At 63.9% G+C, this 13,260-nt stretch carries 9 protein-coding genes and 1 pseudogene; 4 read left to right on the top strand and 6 right to left on the bottom strand.

What is annotated here, in order from left to right; all coding sequences use genetic code 11:
* Window positions 1-413: 413 nt before the first annotated feature.
* A complete protein-coding gene (locus AACH87_RS08055) occupies window positions 414-2,510 on the bottom strand; it encodes a diguanylate cyclase (RefSeq protein WP_338798263.1) in 2,097 nt (698 codons plus the stop codon).
* Between the two features lie 420 nt (window positions 2,511-2,930).
* Window positions 2,931-3,554 carry a Crp/Fnr family transcriptional regulator gene (locus AACH87_RS08050; protein WP_338798262.1) on the bottom strand — a complete coding sequence of 208 codons (624 nt, stop codon included), beginning with the start codon at window positions 3,552-3,554 and terminating at the stop codon, window positions 2,931-2,933.
* A 416-nt stretch (window positions 3,555-3,970) separates the two neighbouring features.
* Between AACH87_RS08050 and AACH87_RS08045 the strand changes: the two genes are divergently transcribed.
* Together AACH87_RS08045 and AACH87_RS08040 are read left to right on the top strand one after the other, a co-directional pair.
* Complete coding sequence (locus tag AACH87_RS08045; RefSeq protein WP_338798261.1) at window positions 3,971-5,005, top strand: porin; 1,035 nt, start codon at window positions 3,971-3,973, stop codon at window positions 5,003-5,005.
* 274 nt (window positions 5,006-5,279) lie between these two features.
* Window positions 5,280-7,127 (top strand): phosphodiesterase, encoded by a 1,848-nt coding sequence (locus AACH87_RS08040; RefSeq protein WP_338798260.1) that lies wholly within the window; start codon window positions 5,280-5,282, stop codon window positions 7,125-7,127.
* Between the two features lie 46 nt (window positions 7,128-7,173).
* On the opposite strand, the gene AACH87_RS08035 is transcribed toward AACH87_RS08040, so the two are convergent.
* Window positions 7,174-8,424 carry a urate hydroxylase PuuD gene (locus tag AACH87_RS08035; RefSeq protein ID WP_338798259.1) on the bottom strand — a complete coding sequence of 417 codons (1,251 nt, stop codon included), beginning with the start codon at window positions 8,422-8,424 and terminating at the stop codon, window positions 7,174-7,176.
* A gap of 229 nt (window positions 8,425-8,653) precedes the next feature.
* Complete coding sequence (xdhC, locus tag AACH87_RS08030) at window positions 8,654-9,460, bottom strand: xanthine dehydrogenase accessory protein XdhC (protein ID WP_338798258.1); 807 nt, start codon at window positions 9,458-9,460, stop codon at window positions 8,654-8,656.
* A 155-nt stretch (window positions 9,461-9,615) separates the two neighbouring features.
* Between xdhC and AACH87_RS08025 the strand changes: the two genes are divergently transcribed.
* Window positions 9,616-10,086: a hypothetical protein gene (locus tag AACH87_RS08025; protein ID WP_338798887.1), complete on the top strand. Its 471-nt coding sequence runs from the start codon at window positions 9,616-9,618 to the stop codon at window positions 10,084-10,086.
* Window positions 10,087-10,245: 159 nt separating this feature from the next.
* Here AACH87_RS08025 and uraH read toward each other — a convergent pair whose 3' ends face one another.
* The gene (uraH, locus tag AACH87_RS08020) at window positions 10,246-10,596 is read right to left on the bottom strand and encodes a hydroxyisourate hydrolase (RefSeq protein ID WP_338798257.1); all 351 of its coding nucleotides are present in this window, start codon (window positions 10,594-10,596) and stop codon (window positions 10,246-10,248) included.
* Between the two features lie 176 nt (window positions 10,597-10,772).
* Window positions 10,773-12,287, bottom strand: coding sequence for a PLP-dependent aminotransferase family protein (locus AACH87_RS08015; protein WP_338798256.1), 1,515 nt, complete (start codon window positions 12,285-12,287; stop codon window positions 10,773-10,775).
* A gap of 170 nt (window positions 12,288-12,457) precedes the next feature.
* On the opposite strand from AACH87_RS08015, the pseudogene AACH87_RS08010 reads away from it, so the two are divergent.
* Window positions 12,458-13,159: pseudogene (locus tag AACH87_RS08010) on the top strand (GNAT family protein); the annotation flags it as partial.
* Window positions 13,160-13,260 lie beyond the last annotated feature (101 nt).

Raw genomic sequence — 13,260 nt, 5'->3', positions numbered from 1 at the left:
GTCTGTTGGAAAGATCATTTGCTCCGACCAAAGAGTTCGTTGCATTGGGAGTCCAGACATTGCCGCTCCACACACCGCCACTGCTAGCCCCCGAGTGAATAGTTACGTCATATGCAAGAGCGCTTCCCGAAAAAAGCAGAAGAACAGACAAGAGGAGGATGTGCATGGGTAAAGAATCGGGCTTGATGAACTGCTTGAAATACTTTGCAAAGAGACAAAAACCAAACAGGTCTTAAAAACCTTCTTTGCTAACGGACGCACCAAATTGCCCAAAAGCATGCCATTGAAAAGGACGAATCTGCAAAAGATATTTGGCAGTGCGCACTGCCCCACGACGCAACTTTCAGCACCACCGGCTAATGATGCTCTGCATAACCCCTGCGAGGAGGTGACGATGCAGTTAGAGATGGAGCTTAAACCGGCCCCAGTGCCATGCGCCCAGAGGTCGGTGCCTCTCGCGCGTGACCGATCTGCACGCGGTTGCGCCCTGCCCGCTTCGCGTCGTAGCACGCCATATCGGCGGCGTACAGCACCGAGGCCACATCGCGCATGGCGGGCTCCAGCGCCACCAAGCCAATGCTGATGCTGAGTGTGAAGCTGCTGCCCTGGTACGAGGGTGCCCAGGCCTGCACGGCCTGGCGTAGCTGTTCAGCCACCGCTTGCCCGCGGGCCAGGGTGCAGCCGGGCAGCACCACCGCAAATTCATCGCCACCTACCCGTGCGGCCCATCCCAGTTGGCGAACTTGCGACTCCAGCAGGCGCGCCACATGGCGCAGGGCGTCGTCGCCAGCGTCATGACCCGCCAGGTCGTTCACCACCGTGAAGTGATCCATGTCCATGTACAGTATGACGCCGCTCCCCACCCCACCGCCGGGGGCCATGTCGGCCGGGGAACGCAAACGGGTGGTGCGCTCCAGCAGCAAGGCACCCAGCCGCTGGTCAAAAGCGGTGCGATTGAAGAGCTGTGTGAGCGCATCGTGGGTGGTGTCCCAGGTCTGCTGTTGCTGGGCCTCACGTGCCGCGGTGATGTCTTCCAGTATCCACACCGTGCCGCCGTCCATCGCATCGGGCTGCACGCCGCGGCCCTGCACCCGCGCCCACACGGGGCTGCCGTCCTTGCGCATGAAGCACACGTCCCCATCAAAGGCACCGTGCACTGCAAACTCGGCCTGCACCCGGGCCCCTGCACGCGCATAGTCTTCAGCCGATGCATACAGCGTGCGTGCGGGTTTGCCTTGCAGTTCGCGGGGCGAATAGCCCAGCATGAGGCAGGCCTGCCGCCCCACGACCTCCAGCACCCCGTGGCGGGTGATGACGATGCCGACGGAGGCGTGGTCGAGAATGGCCTGGAACTGGCTGGCCAAGGCGCTTTGCTGCTGCGCATGCTCGCTGCCCTGGCGGGCCAATTGCTGCAGCACGGCGACCAGGTCGCCCACCTCCCCTTGGGCTTCTGGCCAAGGCACGGGGGCCTGCTCGTCGCGGCGCAGCAACTGGCGGGCTGCTTCGCGCAACTGCGCCAGGGGTTGTGCCATCCACACCAGCACCACGGTCAATGCAAGCGCCGCGGCGGCCAGCACCCCGGCCACCGTCCACCAGGCCTCACGCTGCGCGCCAGCCAACGGTGCCAGCAAGGCCCGCGAATGGCTCACGCGGGCCACCATCCACTGCGGCAGCGGCATGCCCGCCATGCTCACGATGTGATCCGCCTGCACCTGGGTGGTGCCACGCCCCTCCAGCGGCTGGGCCTGGCGCTGCCAGCGGGCAAAGACGGCCGAAAGGCCTGCCTCATCCCGCACATTGCCCAGGACACGGCTGGGGTCGGAGTGAGAAAGAATGGTGCCGTCGCGTGCAAACACGATCAGATGCGATTCATCCCGCTCGGGCAAAGCCATGGAGGGCGGCAAAAGACTTTGCGATTGCAGCTTGAGCGCGCCTGCCAGCACCCCCGCTACGGCGCCATCCTCCCGATGCAGGGGAATGGTGAAGGTCACGCGCGCATCGCCCGTGCCGCCCGCAATCAGCTCTGACACCTGGGGCTTGCCCTCGGCCAGGGTGCGGCGCAAGACATCCCGCTCAGAGGGCTCCAGCGATGCAGCGGCCACTGGACGCCCGCCGCGCTGGCTCAGCAGCAATTGGCCGTTGCTGCCCGCAATTTGCACCGCATCGAAAAAGCCCAGTGCCGAGAGACCGTCCAGCTCCTGCGGGTCTTGGAAATAGGACGGCTCCTGCAAGCGTGGCGCAATGGTTCCTGCCAAAGTACGCAGCACTTTCTGGCTTTGTTCCATCTTGCCCGCCAGCAGGCGGGCAATGACTTCCACCTCATCGGTCTGCTGGGTCACCACCCGGCGCAAGGCCTCTTGCCCCGATACATGGGCGACATAGGCCGCCGCCCCGGCACCCGCAGCCAGCATGGAAGCCACAGCGATGCTCACCATCCACCACACCAGCGGCCCGGGCATCCTCCAGGAAGGGGTGTCCGCCGGCAGTACAGAGGAAGGGGGAGCAGTCATGGCGCCTCGATTGCTGCGCCACACCTGTCAGCGCTCAAGGCCATCCCTGAATGGGAGAAGAACCACCCTTGCGCCACGCGCAACCCTGCCTGTGAGGCGTTGAGTGCCAATGCGCCAGATACGGACAGTGAGCGGGAAACAGGCATGAAGGCTGGGCCAGTGAGGTCTGTTCCAGCCAAATATACGCAGCCCCTCATCGCCTCGGGTTGGGTGGAACCCGCATGGAGTCACACGGAGAAACCCTTAGCCCCTGGGGATGCCCTGCACGAATCACCGCGCCGTGTGCATCTGCGGCCTCGGGCGGTCTGCCGGGGCTGCGCAGGAGCAAACGACCAGCCCGTCGGGGCTGAGCCAGTCTTCAATGCAGCCACTGTCCCGGCGCTTCAGACTCCGATGGGTGAGAGGGAAAACCCCTTTGCCTCAGTGCCCCGCCATGCTCTGCAGCGCCAGAGGCTGCGGCAGATTCAGCACATTGCCGGTGCCGTGGATAAGGCCCAGCTCACGCAGATGCCGCAGCACACGTGAGAACGTTTCGGGCGCAATGCCCAGCTGGGCAGCTATGAGGCGCTTGCGCTGGTGCAGCGTCACGCGCAGCGTGCCGGAGGGGTCTTGCTGGGCGTGGTTGAGCAACCACTGTGCGCACCGCGTTTCGGCGTCGTGGGCGAGTCGGCTCACCGCCAGTTCGGACTGCTGACGGTAGCCCATGGCCATATCCAGAAGCAGGCCACGCGCGCCCTCGGGCATGGCGGCTAGACTGGCGCGGAAATCGGCGATGGGTACGCGGCGCACCTGCACGCGGGTTTCGGCCACCATGTCCACAGGCAGCGGCAAACCGAGCAATGCCGATGCGGCGTCCAGCCAGAACGGCCCCTCCACCGCCCCCAACTGGTGCCGCAGGTAGCCTTCTTCATAGAAGCCCCGCAGCACCCTCCCGCTTTCCAGGTGCAGCACCGAGGTCAGTACCTCGTGGCGCCTGCGCAGCACTTCGCCGGCGGCAATGACTTCCGTCTGGACGGGCAAGGAAAATAAATTGGATGGCAGCATGCAATTGAATGTGCCGTTGCAGCGCCGGGAAGGCTTTGAGCAAGATCAAAAGCCGCGCGGAACCCATCCCAATTAGCGCAAACCCCGTCACTGTGGGGCTTGGCGCGGAATTCCGACACCGTCAGCCTGCTGTCAACTGGACACCCTACAACGCCCGCAGCCCGCTCTCAAGCGGACCACCGTCCTGCTACGCAAGCTTGTTCAAGACGAAAAGCTGCTGCCGGGGCACAAAAATTGCTCATACCAACACCATGCATGTTTCGTGCACCACCAGCCAGCAAAGATGAGGTTCATCGGCGCAGGCTGGGGCCGCAGGAAGCCATCGCAACGACGACCGGCGGCAGTGCCCCGAATGTCTGTGCAATGGCCACCGGAGCGGCGATCCATTTGTTTTGTCATCTAACCCAGGAGAACCCATGAAAAAAAACCTGTTGGCGCTGTCCCTCACGCTTGGCGGCGTCCTGCTGGCCAGCGGTGCCCACGCCCAAAGCTCTGTCCAGGTCACAGGCCTGACTGACGTATTTGCCGGATCCCTCAAAAACTCCGGCGACGCGGGCCGCAAGTCGGTGGTGGACAGCGGCGGCATGACAACGTCCTGGTTTGGTTTCAAGGGCACGGAAGACCTGGGCGGTGGTCTCAAGGCCAATTTCCAGCTCACCTCGTTCATCAAGGTGGACAACGGCTCGCAAGGCCGCTTCACCAACGACACCTTCTTCTCCCGTGACGCGAACGTGAGCCTGTCGGGCGACTTCGGCTCGGTGATGCTGGGCCGCTGGATGGCCCCCAACTTCCTGCCCTCGGTGGTGGGCAACCCTCTGGGCGACTCGTTCACCTTCTCGCCGCTGATCCTGCACATGAACGTGCCACTGTTCAATGGCACCGGCTGGGGCGCCACCACACCGTCTGACACCGGCTGGAGCAACCAGCTGGTGTACAGCACACCCGACATTGGCGGCTTCAAGGCCAACCTGCAGTACCAGTTTGGTGAACAGGCCGGCAATAACGGCAAGAAGAACGTCGGCGCCAATTTCTTCTACTTTGCAGGCCCGCTGACAGTGACCGGCTTCTACGAGCGCGATCAGATCAGCAACCCCGGCCAGGGCGCCTACCTGGGCACTACCAAGAAGGACTGGATGCTGCTGGGCGCTTACGACTTTGGCATGGTCAAACCTTTTGTGAGCTACGGCGAAGCCAAGGCCGACAACAGCACCAACAAGGCCAAGACGCTGCAACTGGGCGCATCTGTGCCTGTGGGCCCCTCGGGCAAGGTGCTGGTGGAATGGGTGAAGACAGACCTGTCGCAAACCAATGTGGACCGCAAGACCTACACCGTGGGCTACGACCACTTCCTGTCCAAGCGCACCGACGTGTACGCCATGTTCATGGGCGACAAGATCACCAACCAGACTTCCGGCACCAGCTTTGGCGTCGGCATTCGCCACCGTTTCTGATACCAGACGGCCAGGTGGGCACCGCAGGGATGCCCTCCACCCCCACCCACAAAGGAGCCCAACCGGGCTCCTTTTTTGTTGGGCCGCCCGCTGGGCAGCATACGTCTTTTGGGCTGTACCGCTTTATCCGAAAGCGCAAGCAGCTATCAAATATATAGCATCAACAGGCATCGTGAAACCAATTCAGGAAACCTGTCCGGTCCGCAATTTGTAACTACATTGTCACAAGTTGAGGTCATCATTCGAACCCTGCTCAGGGACCCGACACAACGCGATGCAAAACATGATGTGCAGCCGACGCCAAGCGTTGCTGGCGAAGCTGTCGCCCGCTGCGCAGCACGGCACTGGCGCGCTGGCGCAGCTGATGCGCTCGGGCGGGCTGCACTGCGTCTTCCAGCCGCTGGCAGACCTGCGTGAAGGCAGCATATACGCGCATGAGGCACTGATTCGTGGCCCGCAGGGCACGCCACTGCAAAACCCCGATGCCCTGCTGCAGCAGGCACGTGCCGAAGATGTGCTGCAGGACTTTGAATGGCTGTGCGCCTACACCGCGCTGGAGCAGTGGAGCCAGCAACCCACCGGGGGCCGCCTGTTCGTCAATATCAGCGCCGATGCGCTGGTGCAGGGCGTGGCCCTGGTGGGCGCAGGCATGCTGGGCGACGCCGTGCGCAGCCTGGGCCTGAGCGCACGCATGCTGGTGCTCGAAATCACGGAGCATGAACGCGTCACCGATATTCCCCGCCTGCGCCAAGCCATTGACGCGGTGCACGCCTGCGGCGCGCGCATGGCGCTGGACGACTTTGGCGATGGGCGATCCAGCCTGCGGCTGTGGTCCGAAGTCAAGCCAGACTTCGTGAAGATTGACAAATACTTCATCCGCGAGATCAGCGACCGCCCCGAAAACCTGCAGATGCTGCAGGCCATCAAAGGCATTGCCGATGTGTTTGGCACCACGCTGATTGCCGAGGGCATTGAAACCAAGGATGACCTGCGCGCCCTGCGCGACCTGGACATTCCCTACGGCCAGGGCTGGCTGCTGGGCCGCCCTGCCCCCGCCGCCCGCGAGGCTGTGGAAGGCCCGGCCCTGGAGGTGATGCACGACCGCCGCGTGGCCGTGCTGCCCCACCTGGGGCAAACGGCACGCCCCAGCATTCTGCGCAGCCTGCGCGTGGTGCAGGCACCGCCGGTGACACCCACCACGCCCAACAATGCGGTGGCGGCCATGTTCCACGAGCGCACCGAACTGCACGCGCTGGCGGTGGTAGACGGCACAAGGCCTGTGGCCCTCATCAACCGCCAGCAGTTCATGAACCACTACGCCACGCTGTACTTCCGCGAAGTGCATGGCCGCAAACCCTGCCTGGCTTTTGCCAACACCGCCCCCCGCGTGGTGGAGCTGGACTGCGATGTGGAGCAGCTCATGGGCATCCTCACATCACAAGACCAGCGCTACCTGAACGACGGCTACATCGTCACGGACAACGGCCGCTACCTGGGCCTGGGCACGGGCGACCAGCTGGTGCGCGCGGTGACCGAGACACGTATCGAGGCAGCGCGCCACGCCAATCCGCTCACCTTTTTGCCCGGCAACATTCCCATCAGCCTGCACATGCAGCGCCTGCTGGACAACGGCACCGAGTTCGTGGCCTGCTATGCCGACCTGAACCACTTCAAGCCTTTCAACGACCACTATGGCTACTGGCGCGGCGATCAGATGATCCGGCTGGTGGCAAGGCTTGCCACCATGCACTGCGACGCACGGCGCGACTTTGTGGGGCATGTGGGTGGGGACGACTTCATGCTGATCTTTCAGAGCAGCAACTGGCGCCAGCGCTGCAAGAACATCATCCAGGACTTTGCACGCGAGGCAACGGCGCTTTTTGATGAGACAGCGCAGCGGGCGGGCGGCATCCATGCTGAAGACAGGCATGGCGTGCCGCGGTTCTTTCCGTGTACCACGCTGGCCATGGGGGCAGTGCACATCACGCCAGGGAGATTCCGCCACGCCGAAGAGGTGGCCAACCTGGCCGCGCTGGCCAAGCACGAGGCCAAGCAGACAGCCACCGGGCTGGTGCTGCACACCGGGCTGACCGCTGCCGATATGAGCGTGCTGGCGGCTTGAGCCCAGCTTGAACCCACATTGCGCAGAGAGACTCTGCTCACCCCCTTCAGGGCACCTGTGCTCCTGCTTCAAACCACCTGCCAATCAGCGCGCGCTCGGCGTCGGTGATCTGCGTGGCGTTGTTCATGGGCATGAGCTTTTGCACCACGGCCTGCTGGTAAATGGCCTGAGCGTTCTGCTTGACCAGGGCGGGCGAATCCAGCCGCAGGTTCTTCATCTGCACCTGCGCGCCATGGCACAGGTAGCAGCGCTGCTCCAGCACAGCCTGCACTGCGGCAAAGTCGGCCTTGGCATCATTTTGACTTGTAGCGCTTGCTGCACCTGCGCTGGCAGCTCCTGAAACAGGAGCAGATACCGGCTGCGCCACCGGCACCGGGCGCATCCACGCCATGGCCCCCACGATGACGGCCACACCCACCAGTGCGTAAGGCAGCGGGTTGCCGTTGCGGCCCAGCTTGTAGCCGTGGCGCATCACGAAGAACTGGCGAATGGCGGCCCCTGCGAACATCATGAGGATGAGCACCAGCCAGTTCTGCGGGTGGTTCCAGGTAAAGCTGTAGTGGTTGCTGAGCATGGCAAACAGCACCGGCAGCGTGAAATAGGTGTTGTGCACGCTGCGCTGTTTGCCGCGCTTGCCATGAATGGGATCCACCGGCTGCCCGGCCTTGATTTGAGCGATGACGGTGCGCTGGCCCGGGATGATCCAGAAGAACACGTTGGCGCTCATGGCGGTGGCGATCATCGCGCCTACCAGCAAAAAGGCGGCGCGGCCGGCAAACCAGTGGCAGGCCAGCCAAGCAGCGATGCATACCAGCCCAAATACCAGCGCGCCCACGATGGCATCCCCGTTTTTGCGCTGCCCGAAGATGCGGCAGATGGCGTCGTACAGCAGCCAGAACACCACGAAGAACCCGAGCGCCACCGCAATGGCCGTGGCGGGTGCCCAGTCCATCTTCGATTTGTCGATGAGATACGTGCTGGCGCTGTAGAGGTAAGACACCGTGAACAGCGCAAAGCCGCTGAGCCAGGTGCTGTAGCTTTCCCAAAAGAACCAGTGCAGGTGCTTGGGCAACTGCGGCGGGGACACGGCAAACTTGACCGGGTGGTAGAACCCGCCGCCATGCACGGCCCACAGCTCGCCGCTCACGCCCTGTTTTTTCAGGTCTTCGTCTTCGGGCGGCGTGAGGCTGCTGTCCAAAAAGACGAAGTAGAACGACGAGCCAATCCAGGCGATGGCGGTAATGACGTGGAGCCAGCGCAACAGCAGGTTGGCCCAGTCGAGAACGTAGCTTTCCATATCTCAACCTTGGCAGCGCCAGGCGCTGCAAACCTGCTCACCACTGCGGGCGCTCTGAGCAGAACACACAGGTCGCGCACCTTGGCTGGCAGGCCTTTTGCATGCTTGCACAGGCAAAGACCGACAGGCCGGGGCACCGCTGCGACCGAAACTCAACGACCAATAACACCCAAAAGTGTATGCACAAATTGTTCCAGATTCAGCCTCGCAGGTTAAGGAGGCTGAGCCGCTATGGAGTCAGGGTCTGCAGCAATTGCGCCGCCACAGCCAAAGCAATCACTTCGGGCTGCTTGCCGTGAATGCCGGGCACGCCAATCGGGCAAGTCACCTGCGCCAGCTCGGCCGGGGTAAAGCCGCGCTCTGCCAGGCGGTGCGAAAAGGTGGCCCACTTGGTCTTGCTGCCAATCAGGCCAATGAAGGGCAGATCGCCCCGCTCGCGCTGGCGGCGCAGGCAGGTGGCCACCACGTCCAGATCTTCGGCGTGGCTGAAGCTCATGATAAGCACGCGCGAGCCCGCCGCCAGCAGGGGCACGGCCATGTGCACGGGCTCCGAATGCTCGCAGACCACGCCCTCGGGCGGCGCGGCGGGGAAAATCCCGTCGCGGCTGTCGATCCATGTCAGGGCAAACGGCAGCGGGGCCAGCACCCGCGCCAGCGCATGGCCGACATGCCCCCCGCCAAACAGGGCCACGGGCGTGCGCGGGCCTTGCAGCCGGGCCGCCAGACCAGCCGCATCCGCAGGGCCCAGCGCCTCGAATCGCAGGTGCACCACCCCGCCGCAGCACTGACCCAGGGCGGGGCCCAGCGCATAGCGAACCTGCGGTTCGCCGGGCTCTCCGGCCAGGCGTCGGCGCGCATCGGCCATGGCCTGGTGCTCGAGGTGGCCCCCGCCAATGGTGCCAATCACGCGATCGGCCAGCACCGCCATCCAGGCCCCGGGTTCCCTTGGGGCCGAGCCTTCGGTAGACTTCACGCTCACCAGCCAGGCGGTTGCGCCCTTGTTCAGCGCATCTGTCAGCAAACCTACATCCGTCACATCGGCCCTTTCACCTTGAAGGTTGCATGCGGCAGTGCCGCGTGCATCCACTGAGTTTCGAGTTGTCTGACTCCACACCCGGAATGCCATCCAATCCACCCCAAAGCGCTTCTGGCGCACGCCCCCGCTGGCTTCGCTGGCTGACAGCGAGTGTCATGGCCGTTGTGGCCGCCGTGGTCGCAGCCTGCCGGTCTGCCCCCGAAACCCCGCCCGTGCAAGACAGCAAAGCCCCCAGCAGCGACTCGGCAGCGGCCCCGCCCGTGGCGGCCGCCACCAGCGTCAAACCATCTGCCGCCGCCACGGCGCGCGAATATCGCAAAGACGCCGCAGCCCACATCTACAGTCTGAACAGCCAGCGCATCTACCAGGGCAAGCTGCCCGCCATGCTTTACGCCATTGGCGTGCTGGAGGTAGACATTGACCGCCAGGGCCGGGTATCCCGCCTGCACTGGAGCCGCGCCCCACGCCACGCCCCCGAGGTGGTTGCAGAAATCGAACGCACCGTGCGCGCCGCTGCCCCCTACCCCGTACCCAGCCGCCTGGGCAAGGTGACTTATGTGGACACCTGGTTGTGGGACAAGGGTGGCAACTTCCAGCTCGACACCCTGACCGAAGGGCAGCACTGAGAGCCGCTCGAAGAACCTGTTCAAGACCTGCTGTGGGCCGGGACGGCCATTGGCACCCCATCGGCCCTGTGTTCTTGCGCAGCCCATTCAATCACCCTGTAGCGCTTACCATACGGGCGCAAGCAGCTATTCATTTGATAGCAAATTGCACACTACCGCTCACGAGCCCCGGTAGGTCGAATAACTCCAGGGGCTGACCAGCAGCGGCACGTGGTAATGCTGATCGGCGTGTGCCACGCCAAAGTCCAGGCTCACCTGGTTCAGAAAGTTCGGCTCTGGCAGCGCCACGCCGCGGGCCTTGAAGTATCCCGCCACATCAAACGTCAGCCGATAGGTGCCCGCGCGCAGGCTGGCGTTGTCAAACAAGGGCGCATCGGTGCGGCCATCGTGGTTGAGCACCAGATCCTTGAGCAAGGTGGCCTGATCGGCCTGGGTGGAATAAAGACGCACCCGCATGCCCGCCGCGGGGCAGCCATGCATGGTGTCCAGAACGTGGGTACTCAGGCCCATGGCAAATCTCCGGCAAATCGATCCAACAAATGCACAAATGCAGTGAACAGGCTGAGGGCCTTCCGCAAGGCCTGATCCTGCAGCCTGCGCCCTCGTGCAGCAGGCTCAGTGTATACAGTTTATGTATATGAAACGCCTGCAGACAGAGTGCCTGCCCAGCACCGCATTCGCAGGTTTCATGCCCGGCGCAGAGCCCTGCCCTGCAGCTGCAAGGCCAACGCTGACAGACGCTGCACCAGCGCGGGGTATTGCGACTCGGACGTATTGCCGTAGCCCAACACCAAGCCGTTGCAGTCAGCGCGCTGCATCAACGCAAAGCGCGAGAGCGGCGCAGGGGCCATGTCATAGGCACGGGCCGCCTGGGCCAGCAGGTGATCCGGGCAGTCTGGCGGCAGCTGCACCGTCAAATGCATGCCGCTGTCGCCTCCCAGCACTTGGTGCGGAATATCAAGATGCCGGGCCAGGGCTTCCCGCAGCGCCTGCTGGCGACGGCGATAAAGACGCCGCATGCGCCCCAGATGGCGACTGAACTGGCCGCTTTCCATGAAGTCCGCCAGCGCCAGCTGCTCAAACCGATGCCCGCCGCGCAAGGTTTCCTGCAGCAGGGTCTGCGCCTGCTGGGCCAGAGCCGCTGGCAGCACCACAAAGCCCAGCCTCAAGGAAGGAAACAGGGTTTTGCTGAATGTCCCAACGTACAGCACTGGAGCATCCGCCTGCAGCCCCTGCATGGCGCCAATCAGCTCCCCCGCGTGCCGAAATTCGCTGTCGTAATCGTCCTCAATGATCCATGCGCCATGGGCTTGGGCTTGCTCCATCAGCGCCAGACGGCGAGCGGCCGACAACACCGCCCCCGTGGGGTACTGGTGCGAGGGCGAGGTGTACACCAGCCGCGGTGGCTGCGCGTCCCATGCGCCCTGCGGCACGGCCAGGCCCGATGCATCTACCGGCACAGGCACCACAGTCAGGTCAGCGCATTCAAAGGCGGTTTGTGCCCCGCGGTAGCCAGGGTCCTCCACCCAGGCGATGTCCCCCGGGTTGGCCACCAAACGCACGCACAGGGCCAAGGCCTCTTGGGCCCCTTCGGTGATCATCACCTGGTCAGCCGTGCAGCGCACGCCCCGCGCCACGGCCAAGTGCATCGCCAGGGCCCTGCGCAGTGCCGGCTCACCAGCCGGGTCGCCGTAGCCCAGCGTGGCTACGCCACCGCGCTGGTAAGCACGGTCTACCGACCTTTTCCACGCAGGCATGGGAAACCTCGCCAACGCGGGGACTCCGGGGCGAAACGCGTGCGCTCCATCTTGTGCGCCGTAGTGGGACCGCACCCTTTCCACCCGCCCCGCAAGGGGCCGGGTCTGCATGCGCGGGGCAGGCGGAGATGCCTGCTGCGGCATTACAGACACCACACCGCCGCCCCGCAATTCCGCCACGCGGGTGCCCTGGCGGCTGGGTTCCAGATACCCCTCAGCACTCAGCTGTTCATACACCGCGATCACGCTGTTGCGGGACACGCCAAGGGCTTCGGCCAGGGGGCGTGATCCGGGCAAACGACAGCCCGCAGGCAGGCGCCCCGTCAGGATGGCAGCTCGCAAACGTTGCAGCAGCTGGCGCTGCAAGGGCTCCGCCCCTGGGCCACGTTGCAAGGACGGGGCCAGCAGTACGTCAGAGACCGGAGAAAACGAAGCGTGAGACATGGGAGGCACCTTGCATTGAACAGAACGTACGTGCCTCAAAAGAAGCGCAGCGCATGGATCGTGGCTCCATCAAAAGACGCTTTAGTGGCTCTTTTGAAAGAGCCACCGGCATTCTAGAGTGCCACACCGTTTCTCACACACCCTTTCTCATTTACTGAGCCTTCCACACCATGACCCAGCGCACCAACGAATACGGCCAACCCATTGGCGAGCCCATGCCCCACTGGAGCCCCCGCCCCTCGCCCACCGGCGTCACCCTGACCGGCCGGTTTTGCCAGCTGGAGCCACTGAACGCCGCCCGCCACGCCGCAGACCTGTTTGCCGCCTACCAAACCGCACCCGACGGCCGCAACTGGACCTACCTGTTCATCGGCCCCTTCGCCAGCGAAGACGAGTACCGCCGCCATGCCGAAGCGGCCGCGCAAAGCACCGACCCGCGCCACTTTGCGGTGATCGACACCACCACCGGCAAGCCCGTGGGTACGCTGTCGCTCATGCGCATCGACCCCACCCATGGCTGCATTGAGGTGGGCCATGTCACCTTCTCACCGCTGTTGCAGCACACCCCCGCCTCCACCGAAGCGCAGTTTTTGCTCATGGCCTACGCTTTCGACACCCTGGGCTACCGCCGCTACGAGTGGAAGTGCGACAGCCTCAACGAGCCCTCGCGCCGCGCCGCGCTGCGGCTGGGCTTCACATTCGAAGGCATCTTTCGCCAGGCTCTGGTCTACAAAGGCCGTAACCGCGACACGGCCTGGTACTCCATCACCGATGCCGAATGGCCCACCGTGCGCGCAGCGCTGCAAACCTGGCTGAGCGAGAGCAACCTGGACGCGCAAGGCCAGCAGCGCCAGTCGCTCGCGGCTCTGCGGGCTGGAGCAACACACCACGCTCAATGAACTGCAATGCGAGCAGGTCCTTCATGAGCTTCATGCCCTGACAACGGGCCTACACTTGCTCCCTCAACGCCCAT

This window comes from Acidovorax sp. DW039 (assembly GCF_037101375.1).
Taxonomy (GTDB): Bacteria; Pseudomonadota; Gammaproteobacteria; order Burkholderiales; family Burkholderiaceae_C; genus Acidovorax.
This window is presented reverse-complemented; position numbering and strand designations above follow the sequence as displayed.

Coding starts and splice junctions, on each gene's coding strand:
- AACH87_RS08045 (WP_338798261.1), top strand. CDS start 3,971: ATGAAAAAAAACCTGTTGGCGCTGTCCCTCACGCTTGGCGGCGTCCTG.
- uraH (WP_338798257.1), bottom strand. CDS start 10,596: ATGGGCCTGAGTACCCACGTTCTGGACACCATGCATGGCTGCCCCGCG.
- AACH87_RS08035 (WP_338798259.1), bottom strand. CDS start 8,424: ATGGAAAGCTACGTTCTCGACTGGGCCAACCTGCTGTTGCGCTGGCTC.
- AACH87_RS08040 (WP_338798260.1), top strand. CDS start 5,280: ATGCAAAACATGATGTGCAGCCGACGCCAAGCGTTGCTGGCGAAGCTG.
- AACH87_RS08025 (WP_338798887.1), top strand. CDS start 9,616: ATGGCCGTTGTGGCCGCCGTGGTCGCAGCCTGCCGGTCTGCCCCCGAA.
- AACH87_RS08050 (WP_338798262.1), bottom strand. CDS start 3,554: ATGCTGCCATCCAATTTATTTTCCTTGCCCGTCCAGACGGAAGTCATT.
- AACH87_RS08015 (WP_338798256.1), bottom strand. CDS start 12,287: ATGTCTCACGCTTCGTTTTCTCCGGTCTCTGACGTACTGCTGGCCCCG.
- AACH87_RS08055 (WP_338798263.1), bottom strand. CDS start 2,510: ATGACTGCTCCCCCTTCCTCTGTACTGCCGGCGGACACCCCTTCCTGG.